Source organism: Paenibacillus silvestris (assembly GCF_009882985.1).
GTDB classification, from domain to species: Bacteria; Bacillota; Bacilli; order Paenibacillales; family NBRC-103111; genus Paenibacillus_E; species Paenibacillus_E silvestris.
Genome location: NZ_WTUZ01000020.1, coordinates 535,037 through 550,848, shown reverse-complemented (window position 1 = coordinate 550,848; position 15,812 = coordinate 535,037). Strand labels below are relative to the sequence as shown.

The following is a 15,812-nucleotide window of genomic DNA, read 5'->3' as shown; positions in this document are numbered from 1 at the left end:
TGGAACCTATGACAAAGACATCAAATAAGGCGATCAAAAGAGTCATTATTCTAGGCATTGATGGCGCAGGAACATTCATCCGGGAAGCGCAGACACCTTATCTGGATATTCTGCTTGCGGGAGGCGTGCAAACTTGCCAAGCTCGCACGGTTTATCCCTCCAACAGCGGGGAATGCTGGGGATCGCTTTTACATGGCGTAATGCCTCAGCGACATGAGTCTCATGTGCATATTCAGATGAATCGAAGCTTTCCGGCGGATTCGTTGGCTCCCTCTATATTTCGGATATTGCGAGAAGCGAGGCCTGACAGTTCAATGGCGGCATTCGTCTCATGGCAGCCCATTGTTACCGGCATTATTGAAGAGATAGATGGCATGAAGAAATACGCTGCACCCGATGAAGAGCTGGTTCCTGCTATAGGCGTCTATCTGCGTTCAAACCCAGCGCTTGAGCTTCTGTTCGTTCAACTGGATGATGTGGATGCTGCCGGCCATCGCCATGGGTATGGGGAAGATTCCGCTGAATACCTGAGGGCCATCACGCGTGCTGACAAGCAGATTGGTGAGATCAGCAAAGCGCTGCTAGAGGTGGGGATGCTGGAGGACAGCCTGTTGATTATCACGACAGACCATGGAGGAGGCGGCTTGGATACCTTCAATCATGGGAGTGACGCTCCCCGGGATATGACCATTTTCTGGGGCTGCCGAGGTCCTGGCATCAACCCGGAGGCCAACTTGCCTGGCCTGTCGATTATGGACACGGCTGCGGTTGCGCTTCATGCGCTTGGCTTGCCAATCCCGAGAGATTGGGATGCCAAGCTGCCGGCAGGATTGCTGGATTAAATAAAGACAGTTCGCTGCCTATTTTACAAGCATCCTCCCCTTTTCTTGAATAATGTGCTCAAGAGAGGAGTGAGGGCGTTGATCCAAGTTACGATTGCCGCTGTCGGAGATGTATTGATGAAAAGTGAGATTATTACCGCAGCCAGAAGGCAGAGCGGGCATGCGTTTGATCCGATTTTTGAAGAGGTTGCTCCCATTCTGAAGACTCATGATTTGGCCTTAGGCAATTTGGAAACGACCTTCTCCGGCCACAGATTGCTGGGCGCTCCCGGCATTCGTCCCAAATGCAACTGCCCAAGAGAGCGAAGAAATCCAAGAACGGGTCTGCCTGTGTTCAATTGTCCGGATGAGCTCGCAGGCACGCTGAAGAAAGCTGGCTTCCATGTTCTTACGACAGCAAACAACCATTGTATGGACGGTGGGAGCAGCGGGGTGAAACGAACGTTGCGGGTTTTGGACGCGCATAAACTTCAACATACCGGAACCGCACGTTCTGCCAAAGAAGCGAAAGGGCCGTTGATTGTAGATGTAAAAGGTGTGCGCATCGGCATAGTGGCTTATACAGAGAAAACGAACGCTATTCCCGTACCGAAGAAGTGGCTTGTTAACCGGTTCAATGCGAATCAGATGGCAGCGGATATTCGGGGAATGAAGGAGAAGGCAGACTTTATCATAGCTTGTCTTCATTTTGGTAAAGAGTATAGGAGCTCCCCGGACAGTAGTCAAAAAAAGTGGATGCAGTTCCTGTTCAGACAAGGTGTGAACGTGGTCCTAGGGGCACACCCGCATGTGCTTCACCCGGTGACTCAGTTCGTGATGAAAGATAAATATGGCGCCGAGCGAACTCGCGTTGCGGCTTCCTCCTTAGGAAATTTCGTATCGACGAAGCTGACGAAGGGGACTAACACCGTTCAGGGCGCGATTTTGTCGCTCACCCTGACGAAGCAAGACAATGGTCGAACGGACATCAGCGGCGTTGAGCAAATCCCTACCCTTGTGGAGCGGAGAAAAGGGGAGACGACTGTGTATACCGTCGTACCGGAGAGGTGAGGGTGTAGATTAGTGCTCCGAAAGTCTGCGCTAGCGATGTAAAACAAGCTTAACGCTGAGTCGATGCCTCGCATCGGCTCCGTGACTTTCCGCTGTAACGCTGTTTATCATCGCTAACGTGTGCCCATAATTCTGCGAGGCACCCCTTTAACATCTCTATACTGCACTTTGTGCAATCAGTAAGGAGATTCATGCCTCCAATCTCATAGTTCATTGCACAAAGTACAATGATTTACGCAAAAATGGCTGAAATTAGCGACTCTCGGCCAACAATAATTGCATCTTGTACAACATAGAGGAGCGCTGAAGCCAATTTTAAGCCAAAATGTTGTACTTTATACAACTTAGAAAGACCGTTAGGCACAATGCCTAGCGGTCTTTCCTGTATTTCGCCATAATCACCCGGCGAGGGAACTACAGGCCGCTAATTGTGCCAATTCAGCTGTTTTCAGGCATCCAGGGGAACTACAGGGTCTTATCCGCCTCCTAACGGCTGCGATTCCGCCGAAATCGGCGAAATAAGGGACCGTAGTTCCCTCTGGGATGCCACATAGTGGTATTACAGACAAATAGCGGATCATAGTTCCCTTCGATCAGCGCCAGCACTGCGTTTTTCGCCGTCGACCGCCCCGCGCGCCCGTCCCGCGCTCCGAGCCCCGCCGTCGCCCCGCGCGCCCAAGCCATCCAATTCCGTTGTTTCACCCACAGATGAGAAGGTTAAGATACTATAGGCCAGCACCCCGCCTTAACGAAATTTTAATTCTTTTTTTCAACCCCATGTCGGATTGTATAAGATTCCATAGTTTTACATTAAGATTTAAAGACATCAGGTGTAAGTTAACATGACAAATAGTTTACATGATTAAGCTTTTAAGCGAAGGGGGGGTTCCATTGATCTCATTCCAACAAGTAGAGAAGCATTTCGGCGATTTTCATGTGCTCAAAGGAATTGATCTTCAGGTTAATCAGGGGGAAGTCGTCGTCGTCGTTGGTCCGTCAGGTTCGGGCAAAAGCACGCTGCTTAGGTGCATCAATCGACTGGAAACGATCACGAGCGGTGAACTTACCGTGAGCGAGCGCAAAGTCAGCGACAAAAAAACGGATATTAACAAGCTGCGCCGTGACATTGGGATGGTTTTCCAACATTTTAATCTGTATCCGCATAAAAAGGTCATCGATAACATCACACTTGCGCCAATGAAAGTACTTGGCCTGTCCAAGAAGGAAGCGGAAGAAACGGCGATGTACTACCTCGAGAAGGTAGGCATTCAGGACAAAGCCGGCAGCTATCCCTCGCAATTATCAGGCGGCCAGCAGCAGCGGGTAGCTATTGCCAGAGGGCTGGCGATGAAGCCGAAAATTATGCTGTTCGACGAACCGACATCGGCCCTGGATCCAGAGATGGTGGGTGAGGTGCTAGACGTCATGAAGGCGCTGGCGCATGAGGGAATGACGATGGTTGTGGTCACGCACGAGATGGGCTTTGCCCGGGAAGTTGCGGATCGCGTTGTCTTTATGGATAAAGGGCAAATCGTCGAAGAGTCCCCTCCGGAGGAGTTTTTCGTCAATCCAAAAGAAGAGCGGGCACGACTGTTTCTAAACCGCGTTCTGAATCACTAATAATGAGGAGATGAACTTATATGATAGCTAAAAAGTGGAATTTTATCGTCATGTTAACAGCCGTATTCGCATTGGCAGGGTGTGCCTCAACATCGACAACAGGAGGCGCATCAAGCACACCAGCAAGCTCGCCAGCAACTAGCGCGAGCGCACCAAGCACGGCCAAGCCGGCAGGCGGGGCATCGGTACTCGATGAGATCAAGAGCAGAGGCAAGCTGGTCGTTGGCGTCAAATACGACACAAAGCTGTTCGGCTTGAAAAATCCGACCGGAGGCGAAGTTGAAGGCTTCGACGTGGACATCGCCAAAGCGTTGGCGAAAGAAATTCTCGGTGATGAGAAGAAAATCGAGCTCAAAGAAGTTACGTCCAAAACGCGCATCCCAATGCTAGACAATAAGGAAATCGACATGATTGTCGCCACGATGACGATTACGGATGAGCGTAAGAAGCAGGTGGAGTTCTCTGACGTTTATTTTAAAGCGGGACAGTCCCTGCTTGTTAAGAAAGGCAGCCCGATCAAATCGGTTGCTGACATTAAAAAAGGCACCAAGGTACTAGCGGTTAAAGGCGCTACATCCGTTGGTAACATAAAAGCGAAAGCTCCAGAGGCAACGGTGCTGGAATTTGATAACTACCAAGATGCCTTCAGCGCTCTAAAAGCGGGGCAAGGAGACACGCTGACCACAGATAATGCGATCCTCTACGGCATGGTGGCGCAAGACCCGAACTTTGCTGTTGTCGGAGATCCGTTCACGGATGAACCTTACGGAATCGCGATGAAGAAGGGCGAAACAGCGCTTCAAGCCGTGGTGAATGAAAACTTGAAAAAGCTGCAAACGAACGGCGAATACGACAAGCTGTATAAGAAATGGATCGGCGAGGCGCCATCCAAATAACAAAGAGAAGATGGGTAGCCGGAAGCTGCCCATCTTCTGTCTATGAGGGGGGCGCAAGCCGATGCCGGATTTCTCTATTTTTACCGACTACATCGATATCTATATGGAGGGCTTTGTTAACACGATCTGGGCCAGTGTCATTGCCTTAATCGGCAGCTTTGTTCTGGGGACGGTAATCGCCATATTCCGAATCTCATCTGTCAAACCCTTGCGTTGGATAGGTACGGCTTACGTGGAGTTCATTCGGAACATTCCGCTCTTGCTCGTCGTTTTTGTATTCTTTTACGGTTTGCCATCGCTTGGCATTACCTTGAGCGGCTTCGTCTGCGGAACTTTGGGGCTGACGGTGTACACAGCAGCTTTCATCGCCGAAGCGATTCGCGCTGGCATCATGTCGGTCCCTCTAGGCCAATCGGAAGCGGCAAGGTCCTCAGGTCTGACCTACGGGCAAACGATGTGGCATGTCGTCCTGCCGCAAGCGATCAAAATCGTCATCCCACCCCTGAGCAACCAGTTTATTAACCTGGTTAAGAATTCGTCGGTGCTTGGGGTATTTGCGGGCTTTGATCTCATGTATTTCGGGGATCAGATTGCTAGCGAGACGTACGCCACGTTTGATACGTATATTTTCGTCGCTGTGCTTTATTTGATCATAACGCTGCCGCTAAGCTATGGCGCATTACGTCTAGAACGCAAGCTGGCGAGGGGGTGAATGAATGGATATCCTGCATGCTTTCTCCGTTGATAATATGAGGTTTATTCTCGAAGGGTTCTACATGACGCTTAAAGTAGCCCTGATTTCTATCATTCTCAGCTTTATTGTAGGCTGCGTCGTGGGAACGGTCCGCTATACGAAAATGCCCGTTGTCTCACCTATTCTAGGCGTAGCAGTAGAGTTACTCCGTAACTTGCCTTTGCTGTTGATCATTTTTTTCGCCCGGTTTGCTTTACCGGATATCGGGATCAAGCTAGGGCCGATGAATGCGACGATTGTCGCGCTTACGCTTTTTGAAGGGGCGATGATTGCAGAAATTGTACGAAGCGGGCTGAACTCTATCGACAAAGGGCAGATCGAAGCCGCTCGTTCTTCTGGACTAGGCTATGTCCAAACCCTTTGGCATATTGTGATTCCACAGGGGCTTCGCCGTATGGTTCCTCCGCTGGTCAGCCAGTTCATCTCCTTGCTCAAAGATACATCACTTGCCATTGTTATTTCCTTGCCTGAACTGATGCATCATGCGAAAATAGTAATTGGACAAAGTTATAGCTATACCTTGCCCATTCTTTTCGTTGTGGCTGTGCTTTATTTTGCAGTCAATTATGCCTTATCGTTAGCAGCGCGAAGATTTGAGGCGAGAATGGTATAGCGAATTTGAGCTGAAAGAGGAGTCATCGACATCATGTTACACTTGAGTTGGGAAATGTTATTGTTCGTCATCATTGGAGGGTTCGTGGCCGCCTATGTAGATTCGGTCGTGGGAGGCGGAGGATTGATCGCCTTGCCTGTTCTCTTAGCAACGGGAATGCCGCCTGCAATCGCGCTGGGAACGAATAAACTGGCTGGCACGATGTCGTCTCTGACGAGCACCATTTCCTTTATGCGTTCAGGCAATATCGATTTCAAAGCGGTAAAAGGCTTATTCATTTTATCTTTATCAGGAGCCGTTTGCGGAACGATGGTACTTAGACAAATTCCTTCGGATTTTCTAAAACCGCTGGTCGTCGTCATGCTGGTTCTAATCACGATCTACACACTTTTTCGGAAAAATTGGGGCAGTAGTTCAACATTCCGTCAGTACTCCACCAAAACAGCTCTGTTAATGGGAGGCGCCGCTTTCGGATTGGGCTTCTATGACGGCTTTTTTGGACCTGGCACGGGTTCCTTTCTTATATTCGTTTTTCTTATGTTAGGTTTTGACTTCGTGAAAGCGGCAGGGAACTCCAAAATGCTGAATTTTGGAAGCAATATAGCGAGCTTAGCTACGTTCATGGTACTTGGTTCCATCAACTACGGCATTGGGATTCCGATGGGGATCGCGATGATTTGCGGTTCACTGCTCGGCTCGCGCATGGCGATTCGCAAAGGCTCAGCGTATGTGCGGCCTTTATTTCTTACCGTTTGTATACTTCTAATTAGCAAGCAGATATGGGATCTAATCTAGGGGGTGATCGGCTGGGACGCTTGAAAAATGAAGGGCTTCAAATGATTCTCATCGCCATTGTGACGGCAATTGCTGGCGAGTTCAAAATAACGCCCTTCAGCGGCGAAGTGTTTCGGATCGGTCTTGGGAGCAGCACCTTCCTTTTGTGTCTGCTTCTGCTCAAACATTTGCCTTATATCTATACAGGCATTATTACTGGCATTACCGTTCTGCTTTTTCGTTCTTTAGAGGCAGGGATTATGACGCATGGCGATGTGTCGCTTGGCTGGAGCATGCAGACTCACCTGCCTGCCATGCTTTATTACATGGCTTTTGCAGTGGGCATGAGTCTGATCAAGCAGAAAATGGGGAAATTCCATCCCCTCGTGCTTGGCTTATTCCTAGCGCTCATCGATCTCCTGTCCAATGAGATTGAACTGCTCGCGCGCAGCTTCATTTTCGATACACCCTACAAGTTTTCACAGCAATTAGTGTATATAACGGTGATTGCCCTTGTAAGAAGCTACTTTGTGGTGGGCATCTACAGCAGCGTGACCATTCATCAGATGAGAGTCCTCCACAGTGAGCAGCAGAAGCGGATGGAGCAGATGCTGAATACGAACAGCGGACTGTACGGCGAAGTGTTTTACCTGCGCAAGTCCATGGAAACGATTGAGCAGCTGACGGCCAAGAGCCACAATTTATACGAAAGAGTGAATGGTTCAGGGCTGAAAAGCTATGCCCGCACGATTCTGGAAATCACGCAACAAATCCATGAGGTAAAAAAGGACTCGCAGCGCATCCTTGCCGGCTTATTGAAGCTCTTTGACCGGGAGTTCGCATCGAATATGAGGCTCGCAGAAATTATAGAATTCGCGATAAAATCCAATCTTGGATACAGCGGAATGATCGGCAAACGGATTCGATTCACCACGGATCTACGAATTAATTATGATTCGGATCACTATCTTCCTCTGCTGACGGTCATGAACAATCTGTTGTCCAACAGCGTGGAGGCGATCGAGGATCAGGGAGAGATTCATGTCAGTGCGCACGAGCGCGGCGCTGAAACGATTCTGACGGTTTCGGATACCGGGACGGGGATTGCCGACCTCGAGAAGGATATGATTTTCGAGCCTGGCTTCACGACGAAATTCAATCAGGAAGGCTTCGCCGCAACTGGCATCGGGCTTTCTCACGTACGGGATATTGTTCATTCCTTAGGCGGGGATATTCATTTGCGTTCTGATGAGCTTGGCTCTCAGACAACTTTTGTGATCACCTTATTGACCGATACGTTGAAAAAAGGAGCGTAGAGATCATGCTGTCTTTCGGAATTGTGGACGATGATGCGGTAAGCAGGCTGATGCTGCACAAGATTATTGAAAAAGGTGGGCTAGGCGAAGTCGTAGGAACAGCAGGCAGCGGAAGCGAAGGGGAAAGAGTGCTGCTCGAAACGTCCCCGGATGTCGTGGTCATCGATCTGCTGATGCCGGATCAGGATGGCATAGAGACCATCATTCGGCTCAAGGAGCAAGGTTTTCAAGGGAAGTACGTCATGATTTCGCAGATTGAAAACAAAGAGATGATCGGCAAGGCCTATCAAGCTGGTGTCGAATACTATATTCAAAAGCCAATTAACAAGATCGAAGTGGAAGCGGTGCTTTCGAAGGTCAACGAGCAGTGGAAGATCAGCCGTTCCCTGAAGGAGATTCAGGACTCTTTGACGAAGCTGAGCCTGTTGAACCTCAGTCCAGATAGCACTCGTAAGAAGCGCAGTGTTCGCGAGATTGTCCAGCCCATTCTCATGGATATGGGCATTGTCGGGGAGAGCGGAAGCCGAGATGTGACGGACATTATCGAGCATCTGACGAAGCATCATAGAGGGGATGGGATACCGCCCCTGAAGGAATTGTATGAGACGGCCGCCCGCACCCACAAGCTGCAAGAAGCTGATGTGGAAAAGGAAGGCAAAGCCGCCGAGCAGCGCATTCGCCGCGCCGTTATGGCTGCCCTAGCCCATATAGCAAGCATCGGTTTGACTGATTACAGCAATCCGAAATTCGAGCATTATGCGCCGCTCTATTTTGAGTTTCAGGATGTCCGAATGAAGATGAAAGAAATCGATGAGAACTTGAAGTCGGAGAAAAGCAAAATTAACATTAAAAAGTTTCTCCAGGTCCTTTATCTGGAAGTGACGGACAAGATGCGAAGCGAGCAGTAGGCCCCGGAATATGGGCGCTTTGCGGTTGCGAATTGACCGACGGTTATGATATGATTTTGTACATAGTAGGAAAAGGAGGTGAAGGTAGGATGAATCGAGAGTTAGTGAACAACCGTGTGAGCCAGTTACCCATCGCGATGGCTGGCATCGTTCATGCAGCAGCAGACAACGGGAGAAGTCTGTCCAAATATGCTCATACGGCGTCACAACTCACGAAAAGACACCTACCTTAACCTCAATCGGATGATCCGCTCAAGGTCGTAGGAATTTTCCTGCGGCCTTTTTTGCTGCGCTCAGGATGTTCAGGATAGGGTCTTTCATAACCAGGGAGGATCCTTAACAATGTTAATTATAAATGGTCAAAATATGAAGAAATACCACGGTGCCCAGCTGGTGCTGGCAGACGTCACTTTTGAAATTCATCAAGGGGAACGAATCGGATTGGTCGGACGCAACGGCAGCGGTAAATCGACCCTATTGCGTCTCATTTCCAAAATGGAGAAACCGGACGAGGGGCTGCTGACGTTGCGCAAGGATACGCGAATCGGCTACTTAGCCCAGATTCCGACGGAATGGGAAAGCGGCACGGTATACGATGTGCTCGCGGCTAGTTTTGCGGAGCTGCTCGCGTGCCGCGCCGCGATGACAGAGCTGGAGCAGCGCATGTCAGACCCGTCGGCGATCAGCGAGCTTGATCAGTTGCTGGGGCGGTATGCGCAGCTGCAGGAGCGTTTTGAGCGGGAAGGCGGCTATGAGCTAGACGCCAGGATCGACCAGGTGGCAAGCGGACTCCGCATTGCTCGCGAGGTATACGGGCGAAGCTTCACCTCGCTGTCCGGAGGAGAGAAGACCAAGATTGCGCTCGCCTCTCAACTGATCGGCAAGCCTGATGTGCTGCTGCTCGATGAGCCGACGAATCATCTCGATTTATTTGGCGTTGAATGGCTGGAAGAGTACTTGACCCATTATGAGGGCGCATGTTTCATTGTATCTCATGATCGCTATTTTTTAGACCGAGTTGTTACCAAGATTGTGGAGTTGGAAGACGGAGAATCTTCGACTTATCTGACTTCCTATACAGGATACATGAAGGAGAAAGAAGTCCGGCTGCTGCAGCAATTCGCGGATTATCAAGAGCAGCAGAAGGTCATCAAGAAGATGAAAGAGACGATCAAGCAGCTGATGGAGTGGGGGCGTGTCGGAGGGAACGAGAAGTTTTTCCGCAGGGCGGCGTCCATGCAGAAAGCGCTCGATCGAATGGAGAAGCTGAAGCGCCCCGTCCTTGATCCGAAGGCAGCTGAGTTTGGGCTGAAGGTGGATGATCGCTCCGGCAAGCGGGTCATCGTGTTTGATGACGTAAGTAAGCAGTACGGAGACAAAGTGCTGCTGCGGCGGGCAAGCGGGTTGCTGGAGTACGGTGAGAAAGTGATGCTGCTGGGGCATAACGGTTCTGGGAAAACGACGCTGCTGAAAATGTTGTTGGGCGAAGTGCAGCCTGACGGGGGCGAGCTGGAAATCGGCGCGCGCGTGGATATCGGTTACTTGGCGCAGCAGGAGTACCCTGAGGACCAGAAGAAGACGGTGCTGGCCTACTTTTGCGAGGAAGCCCGCATGGAAGAAGGCGAAGCTAGAAGCCGGCTAGCTGCTTATCTGTTCTATGGCGCGGATGTTTTTAAGCCTGTGAGCTCACTCTCAGGTGGGGAGTGGACGCGGTTGCGGCTGGCGCTGCTCGTGCTGCGTAAACCGAATCTGCTCATTCTGGATGAGCCGACGAATCATATGGACATTGCCTCAAGGGAGGCGCTGGAGGAAGCGCTTGAGGAGTTTCCGGGCACGGTGCTTGCGGTGACGCATGACCGTTACTTCATGAACCGGCTGTCCCAGAAAATATGGGAGCTTGATCAAGGGCGCATCACTGTTTATTTGGGCAGCTTTGATGACTACAAAGCGAAGCGCGCTCAGCTGCGCGCGGCGCAGGAGCATGTAGCACCGGTGACGAAGTCGACCGGTGCTGGTTTAAAGGCCGCAGCGGCCAAGGCGGAGCCGCGCGAGGAATCGGTTCCGCGCGGGAAGTCCCGCAGCACCGCTGCGTTCGCGCGCGAGCGGCTGGAGCGGGACATCGCGGAAGCGGAGGCGCGGCTCGGCGAGCTCGACCAGGCGCTGGGGAATCCAGCGGCTGAGGAGCTGAGCCGCCTCTGGGCAGAGCGCGAAGCGGCGCAGGGGGCGTTGGATCAGCTGTATGCGGAATGGATACAGCTGGAAGGATAGGAGGAGGGGGAGCCGCGGGCTCCTCTTTTTTTGGTTATCGGCGGCGGGGAGACGGAACTACGATCCGCTATTTTAAAGTAAAGCGCCCCCTTGCCCTGTTAAGGGGAACTAGGGGGCGCTATTTCACTTGAATTGGCCGATTTGCAGGCAACTACGGGCGAATAAGGGCCTGTAGTTCCGCTAGTTCAGCGATATAGGCTGATTAAGTCGAATTAGGGGACCACAGTTCCCCTAACGCGAGCTCAAGGCTGCTCCAGGACCATCCCCTCGAACCCACGCCCATGGCCGCACCGCCGCTAACCCTGAACCCAGCGCACAGGAATCTCCACACGCTGCGGGGTATATTGCCCGTTGCACTGCTCAAGCAGCAAGCTTACAGCGGAAAGCGCCATCTGCTCCTCATCTTGCAGTACATGCGAGATCCCGGGGATTTCCGGATCATCGAAAGACACGAGCAAGGTGTGTGGATTTAGTCCCTCCTCTTCATGGAGGGCATGACGCGTAAGTCGCGCCATCTCGGCTGTCAAAGCAAAAACAGCTGTAAGATGGGGATGCTGATGCAGAAATTTAACGACATAAGCTGAGGTGTCGCCGGTCCTGAGAATGTCGATGGGCACGTGGCACCATAAGCTTTTATCAATGGGAATATTGCTGTCAATATAAGCCTTTTCGAAGCCGTGGGTACGGTCCTCGATGGTCGTATTCGTATTATCCGGGGAAATGAGCGCAATTTGCCGATGGCCTTCCTTAAGCAGACGGTCAACGGTCTCATAGGCGCCGCCCCAATTATCGGATGTAATTCGGTACGTATCGATATTTCGCAAGTAGCGGTCAATGAAGACAAAAGGGTACTTATCTAAAGACAAACGAAGCAGCGATTCGTTATAACTCTCATCTTCCGTAGGGAAAACAATGATGCCGCGGACGCCTTGCGTGTTCGTAAGCTGCTCGACGGCGCGAGATTCTTCATGGGAAGATTCCCGCGTGATATGCAAGACAAGCTGATAGCCAGCTTCCTTGACATAATACTCGACATAATCGACTAGTCGTTGGATGACCTTTGTTTTCATCGTAGGGATGATCAGACCTATGTAGTTGTAATTATGGTTGTGCATAACTGGCGCTACAGGGAGAGATCTGCTCGAAGTTGTTTCCACGGTCACGGAAGCAGGATTTGGCGATACAAAGGTTCCCTTCCCTTGAATACGGGTGACGAGCCCCTCGTCTACCAGGACGGCCAAGGCATTTTTCACCGTAATTTTACTGACCATAAATTCATCCATGAACTCCTGCTCGGAAGGCACACGGTCTTTGGGACGAAGCTCCCCTGAAATAATCTGGTCTTTGATGGATTGGTATATTTGTTTATAGAGAGGAACCTTGTTCATACGAGCATCACCTGATTCTATATAATCTAGCTAGCTTCATTGTACTGAGTAAATCAATAAAATGGAATATGTTTAATATAATAAATATGATTTTATACTAAATTGGTTATATAAATATGGAATTTTATGTACTATAATTCGATGTGTAAAGCGCTTACACGTTGTTAATTCCAATCTAGGGGGAATCATTGTTATGAAGAGGAAGCTACAAGTAACTTCAGCTGCGGTCCTAGCATCGATGCTTATACTATCTGCTTGCACATCAAGCCCGAGCACAACGCCAAATGATAGCGCAACCAAGCCAGGCGAGCCGGTCAAGCTGAGCTTCTGGACGTTTAATGAGCTGCATCAGAAATTTTTTGAAAGCATGGCAGAGTCCTGGAATAAAGCACATCCCGATCAGTCGATTAAACTAGAAGCAACAACGTTCCCATATGATGATAACCACAATAAACTGCTGGTGGCGCTGCAATCCGGTACAGGTGCCCCCGATATGGCTGATATTGAAATCAGCAAAATCGGTAATTTCCTGAAAGGCGATGTCCAGCTGACTTCTCTAAACGATATTGTTGAGCCGGAAAAAGCGAATCTGGTCATGTCTCGACTCGAGAATTATGCCAAGGAAGGCAAGTATTACGGCATCGACTACCACGTGGGAGCTCAAGTTATCTACTATAACAAGGAAATTCTCGATAAAGCAGGCGTGAATGCGGACAATATCAAGACTTGGGACGACTATGAAAATGCAGGCAAACAGGTTCTCGAAAAGACCGGTAAGCCAATGACGACCGTCGAAACGCAGGATCAGTGGAGCTTCTGGCCACTCGTTGTTCAACACGGTTCAGACTTTCTGGATAAAAGCGGTAACGTGACGCTGGGAGATCAAGCGAATAATGATGTCTTATCTTATCTTCAAAAGCTGGTGAAAGAGAAAGTAGCGATTGTGGCTCCGGGCGGCTTTCATCATGCGGAGGAATATTACGGCTTCATGAATAAAGGCGGCGCAGCTTCCGTCTGGATGCCGATGTGGTATATGGGCCGGTTTACGGACTATATGCCTGATCTCAAAGGCAAAATCATCATTAAACCGATGCCGGTATTCAAACAAGGCGAGATGCGCTCTTCCGGAATGGGGGGGACGGGTACGGTCATTACGAAACAATCGAAGAATCAAGAAATTGCGAAGAAATTCCTATCCTATGCCAAATTGTCCAAAGAGGGGAACATCCAGATTTGGTCGCAGCTCGGCTTTGACCCGATTCGTACAGATGTTTGGAATGACCCGGCGCTGAAAGCGGACAATAAATTCACCGCATATTTTGGTAAAAATCTATGGGACGTTCTCATTTCTGTAAAAGGTGAAATCGCGCCTACGAATATTAAAGAGAAAACGCCGGCCGTGTCTGATTACCTCAAGACCAAGACGATTTTCCAAGCGCTGAATGAGTTGAAAGATCCGAAACAAGTACTGGACGATGCCGTGAAAAATATCAAGTAGTTCGAACGCCTCGCGTTCCGTTGCTGGCTTTGCCTGAGCTAAAGTTCACGTCTTGGGTGAAGCTGGCGACGCTTCTAGAGAGGAGTAGCGATAGTCGATATGAGTAAATTTCTGTATTCCTCCCGGGTAGCTCCCTACGTGTTTGTTCTGCCATTTGTATTGTCTTTCCTTATCTTTTTTGCTTATCCAGTCGTGAACACGATTGTCATGAGCTTTCAAGAGGTTCTTCCGGGTCAAACGCACTTCATTGGGCTGGCGAATTATAAAAATCTATGGAGCGAATCCTTTTTCACAGCCTTGAAAAATAGCAGCAGATATACGTTCTGGACTATTCTGGTGTTAATTCCGCTGCCACTTGTGCTGGCTGTTTTCCTGAACGCGAAGCTCACCAAGGCGAGCGCTTTTTTCCGTTCCGCTTTGTTTATTCCTTCGCTCACTTCGGTCGTTGTGGCGGGTACGATATTCCGGCTTGTCTTCGGCAGTTTGGACGAGTCCGTGATGAACGGGTTCCGTCATTTGCTGGGGATGCCGAGTATTAACTGGCTCGCTAATTCGGCGACAGGTATGCTTGTCATGGTCATACTGGCGACTTGGCGTTTTACCGGCGTCAATATCATTTATTTCTTGTCAGCGCTGCAAAGCATTCCGCATGAAATATATGAGTCGGCGGAGATCGACGGCGCGAACAAATGGGACCGCTTCTGGCGCATTACGTTGCCTTTATTAAAGCCGGTTGCGATTTATGTCATTACGATTTCCATCTACGGCGGCTATTCCATGTTTACCGAGAGCTTCATTCTGTGGAGTGGCAATCGCTCTCCCAATGACATCGGTTTGACGATGATAGGCCTGCTCTACCGGGAAGGCATCGAACGAAATAACCTGGGCTTCGGGTCTGCCATTGGCATTACTTTGTTAGCGATTACGATGGTATTGAATGTCATTCAGTTAAAATTTTTCGGCTTATTTAAAAAGGAGGACTAGGACATGCAAATTGAACGAAATAAATTCCTTCAATCCTCCTTATTGGTCTTGCTGTTTGCCGTGCTGGCGATTCTCGCTTTGTTCCCGTTCTACAGTCTTGCTTTGGCCTCGTTAAAACCATCCAAAGAAATGCTGCGTTATGGGCTTAATGTGAAGCTGCAGCCGGAGCTGTTATCTTTCCATAACTATTCGTTCCTGTTTTCTGCCTCCGCCAAAAAGTATTTGATATGGTACAAGAACAGTGTGCTGATCTCGATTGTTTATACGATATTTTGTTTGCTTTTATCCTCTATGGTGGGTTACGGGCTGGCGATGTACCGATTTGTCGGTAGAAATATTATTTTCCTCTTCGTGCTTCTCGTCATGATGGTACCAGTGGAAATTATCATGCTTCCGCTTTATAAACAGATGATCAGTTTCCGCTTAATTGATACGTATGCTGGCGTTATCCTGCCTTTTGTCGTAGCGCCGCTGCCGATCTTCTTCTTCCGGCAATATGCGGCCGGATTGCCTAAGGATTTCCTTGATGCGGGGAGAATTGACGGCTGCTCGGAGTACGGGATCTTTTTCAAAATTATGATGCCTTTGATGGCTCCGGCGTTTGGGGCTATGGCTATCCTGCAGGCTCTTGCGAGCTGGAACAGCTTTGTCTGGCCGCTAATCGTGCTCAAAACGGGTGAGAAGCTGACGCTGCCCATCGGTCTATCTAGTCTAGTCACACCTTATGGCAACAACTATGATATTCTAATTGCTGGTTCCGTGCTGGCGATTGTACCGATTCTAATTGTCTTCATCTTCTTCCAGCGGTTCTTCGTGTCGGGACTTACAGTTGGCGGCGTGAAAGGCTGACAAACTGACAGATAAACAGACAGATAAACAGACAGATAAACAGACTGTAGAC

The 15,812-nt window shown here is 49.7% G+C and carries 16 protein-coding genes; 14 read left to right on the top strand and 2 right to left on the bottom strand.

Translation table 11 applies throughout. The annotated features are described in order from the left end of the window. Positions 1 to 8 precede the first annotated feature (8 nt). Positions 9 to 842 (top strand): alkaline phosphatase family protein, encoded by an 834-nt coding sequence (locus GQF01_RS17725; protein ID WP_161408047.1) that lies wholly within the window; start codon positions 9 to 11, stop codon positions 840 to 842. Between the two features lie 69 nt (positions 843 to 911). Next, positions 912 to 1,892 carry a CapA family protein gene (locus tag GQF01_RS17720; protein WP_328803474.1) on the top strand — a complete coding sequence of 327 codons (981 nt, stop codon included), beginning with the start codon at positions 912 to 914 and terminating at the stop codon, positions 1,890 to 1,892. Between the two features lie 577 nt (positions 1,893 to 2,469). On the opposite strand, the gene GQF01_RS17715 is transcribed toward GQF01_RS17720, so the two are convergent. Continuing rightward, the gene (locus GQF01_RS17715; RefSeq protein WP_161408045.1) at positions 2,470 to 2,631 is read right to left on the bottom strand and encodes a hypothetical protein; all 162 of its coding nucleotides are present in this window, start codon (positions 2,629 to 2,631) and stop codon (positions 2,470 to 2,472) included. A gap of 152 nt (positions 2,632 to 2,783) precedes the next feature. On the opposite strand from GQF01_RS17715, the gene GQF01_RS17710 reads away from it, so the two are divergent. The 9 genes from GQF01_RS17710 (at position 2,784) to abc-f (ending at position 11,041) form a co-directional block, all read left to right on the top strand. After that, a complete protein-coding gene (locus GQF01_RS17710; RefSeq protein ID WP_161408044.1) occupies positions 2,784 to 3,512 on the top strand; it encodes an amino acid ABC transporter ATP-binding protein in 729 nt (242 codons plus the stop codon). A gap of 20 nt (positions 3,513 to 3,532) precedes the next feature. Continuing rightward, positions 3,533 to 4,408 carry a glutamate ABC transporter substrate-binding protein gene (locus tag GQF01_RS17705; RefSeq protein ID WP_235959877.1) on the top strand — a complete coding sequence of 292 codons (876 nt, stop codon included), beginning with the start codon at positions 3,533 to 3,535 and terminating at the stop codon, positions 4,406 to 4,408. A gap of 61 nt (positions 4,409 to 4,469) precedes the next feature. After that, positions 4,470 to 5,120, top strand: a complete 651-nt coding sequence (locus GQF01_RS17700) for an amino acid ABC transporter permease (RefSeq protein ID WP_161408043.1) — start codon at positions 4,470 to 4,472, stop codon at positions 5,118 to 5,120. A 4-nt stretch (positions 5,121 to 5,124) separates the two neighbouring features. Continuing rightward, the gene (locus GQF01_RS17695; protein WP_161408042.1) at positions 5,125 to 5,775 is read left to right on the top strand and encodes an amino acid ABC transporter permease; all 651 of its coding nucleotides are present in this window, start codon (positions 5,125 to 5,127) and stop codon (positions 5,773 to 5,775) included. Between the two features lie 33 nt (positions 5,776 to 5,808). Then, entirely contained in the window at positions 5,809 to 6,570 is a 762-nt protein-coding gene (locus GQF01_RS17690; RefSeq protein WP_161408041.1) for a sulfite exporter TauE/SafE family protein, read from the top strand. Positions 6,571 to 6,590: 20 nt separating this feature from the next. Next, positions 6,591 to 7,865 (top strand): sensor histidine kinase, encoded by a 1,275-nt coding sequence (locus GQF01_RS17685; protein ID WP_235959863.1) that lies wholly within the window; start codon positions 6,591 to 6,593, stop codon positions 7,863 to 7,865. Positions 7,866 to 7,870: 5 nt separating this feature from the next. Beyond that, positions 7,871 to 8,773: a response regulator gene (locus GQF01_RS17680; protein WP_161408039.1), complete on the top strand. Its 903-nt coding sequence runs from the start codon at positions 7,871 to 7,873 to the stop codon at positions 8,771 to 8,773. Positions 8,774 to 8,862: 89 nt separating this feature from the next. Beyond that, positions 8,863 to 9,006, top strand: coding sequence for a hypothetical protein (locus GQF01_RS35950; RefSeq protein ID WP_202556434.1), 144 nt, complete (start codon positions 8,863 to 8,865; stop codon positions 9,004 to 9,006). Between the two features lie 109 nt (positions 9,007 to 9,115). Continuing rightward, a complete protein-coding gene (gene abc-f, locus GQF01_RS17675) occupies positions 9,116 to 11,041 on the top strand; it encodes a ribosomal protection-like ABC-F family protein (RefSeq protein WP_161408038.1) in 1,926 nt (641 codons plus the stop codon). Positions 11,042 to 11,337: 296 nt separating this feature from the next. Here the strand turns inward: abc-f and GQF01_RS17670 are convergent, their stop codons facing one another. After that, positions 11,338 to 12,429, bottom strand: a complete 1,092-nt coding sequence (locus tag GQF01_RS17670) for a GntR family transcriptional regulator (RefSeq protein WP_161408037.1) — start codon at positions 12,427 to 12,429, stop codon at positions 11,338 to 11,340. 193 nt (positions 12,430 to 12,622) lie between these two features. On the opposite strand from GQF01_RS17670, the gene GQF01_RS17665 reads away from it, so the two are divergent. The 3 genes from GQF01_RS17665 to GQF01_RS17655 all read left to right on the top strand — a co-directional run bounded on the left by GQF01_RS17665 (position 12,623) and on the right by GQF01_RS17655 (position 15,760). Beyond that, positions 12,623 to 13,927: an ABC transporter substrate-binding protein gene (locus GQF01_RS17665; RefSeq protein WP_161408036.1), complete on the top strand. Its 1,305-nt coding sequence runs from the start codon at positions 12,623 to 12,625 to the stop codon at positions 13,925 to 13,927. Between the two features lie 99 nt (positions 13,928 to 14,026). Continuing rightward, complete coding sequence (locus GQF01_RS17660; RefSeq protein WP_161408035.1) at positions 14,027 to 14,911, top strand: carbohydrate ABC transporter permease; 885 nt, start codon at positions 14,027 to 14,029, stop codon at positions 14,909 to 14,911. A 3-nt stretch (positions 14,912 to 14,914) separates the two neighbouring features. Then, positions 14,915 to 15,760 (top strand): carbohydrate ABC transporter permease, encoded by an 846-nt coding sequence (locus tag GQF01_RS17655; RefSeq protein WP_161408034.1) that lies wholly within the window; start codon positions 14,915 to 14,917, stop codon positions 15,758 to 15,760. Positions 15,761 to 15,812: the final 52 nt, after the last annotated feature.

Bases quoted from the DNA above. Each gene is read 5' to 3' on its own strand.
- GQF01_RS17725 (WP_161408047.1), top strand. From the start codon at position 9: ATGACAAAGACATCAAATAAGGCGATCAAAAGAGTCATTATTCTAGGC.
- GQF01_RS17705 (WP_235959877.1), top strand. From the start codon at position 3,533: ATGATAGCTAAAAAGTGGAATTTTATCGTCATGTTAACAGCCGTATTC.
- GQF01_RS17700 (WP_161408043.1), top strand. From the start codon at position 4,470: ATGCCGGATTTCTCTATTTTTACCGACTACATCGATATCTATATGGAG.
- GQF01_RS17695 (WP_161408042.1), top strand. From the start codon at position 5,125: ATGGATATCCTGCATGCTTTCTCCGTTGATAATATGAGGTTTATTCTC.
- GQF01_RS17690 (WP_161408041.1), top strand. From the start codon at position 5,809: ATGTTACACTTGAGTTGGGAAATGTTATTGTTCGTCATCATTGGAGGG.
- GQF01_RS17680 (WP_161408039.1), top strand. From the start codon at position 7,871: ATGCTGTCTTTCGGAATTGTGGACGATGATGCGGTAAGCAGGCTGATG.
- GQF01_RS35950 (WP_202556434.1), top strand. From the start codon at position 8,863: ATGAATCGAGAGTTAGTGAACAACCGTGTGAGCCAGTTACCCATCGCG.
- abc-f (WP_161408038.1), top strand. From the start codon at position 9,116: ATGTTAATTATAAATGGTCAAAATATGAAGAAATACCACGGTGCCCAG.
- GQF01_RS17670 (WP_161408037.1), bottom strand. From the start codon at position 12,429: ATGAACAAGGTTCCTCTCTATAAACAAATATACCAATCCATCAAAGAC.
- GQF01_RS17665 (WP_161408036.1), top strand. From the start codon at position 12,623: ATGAAGAGGAAGCTACAAGTAACTTCAGCTGCGGTCCTAGCATCGATG.
- GQF01_RS17660 (WP_161408035.1), top strand. From the start codon at position 14,027: ATGAGTAAATTTCTGTATTCCTCCCGGGTAGCTCCCTACGTGTTTGTT.
- GQF01_RS17655 (WP_161408034.1), top strand. From the start codon at position 14,915: ATGCAAATTGAACGAAATAAATTCCTTCAATCCTCCTTATTGGTCTTG.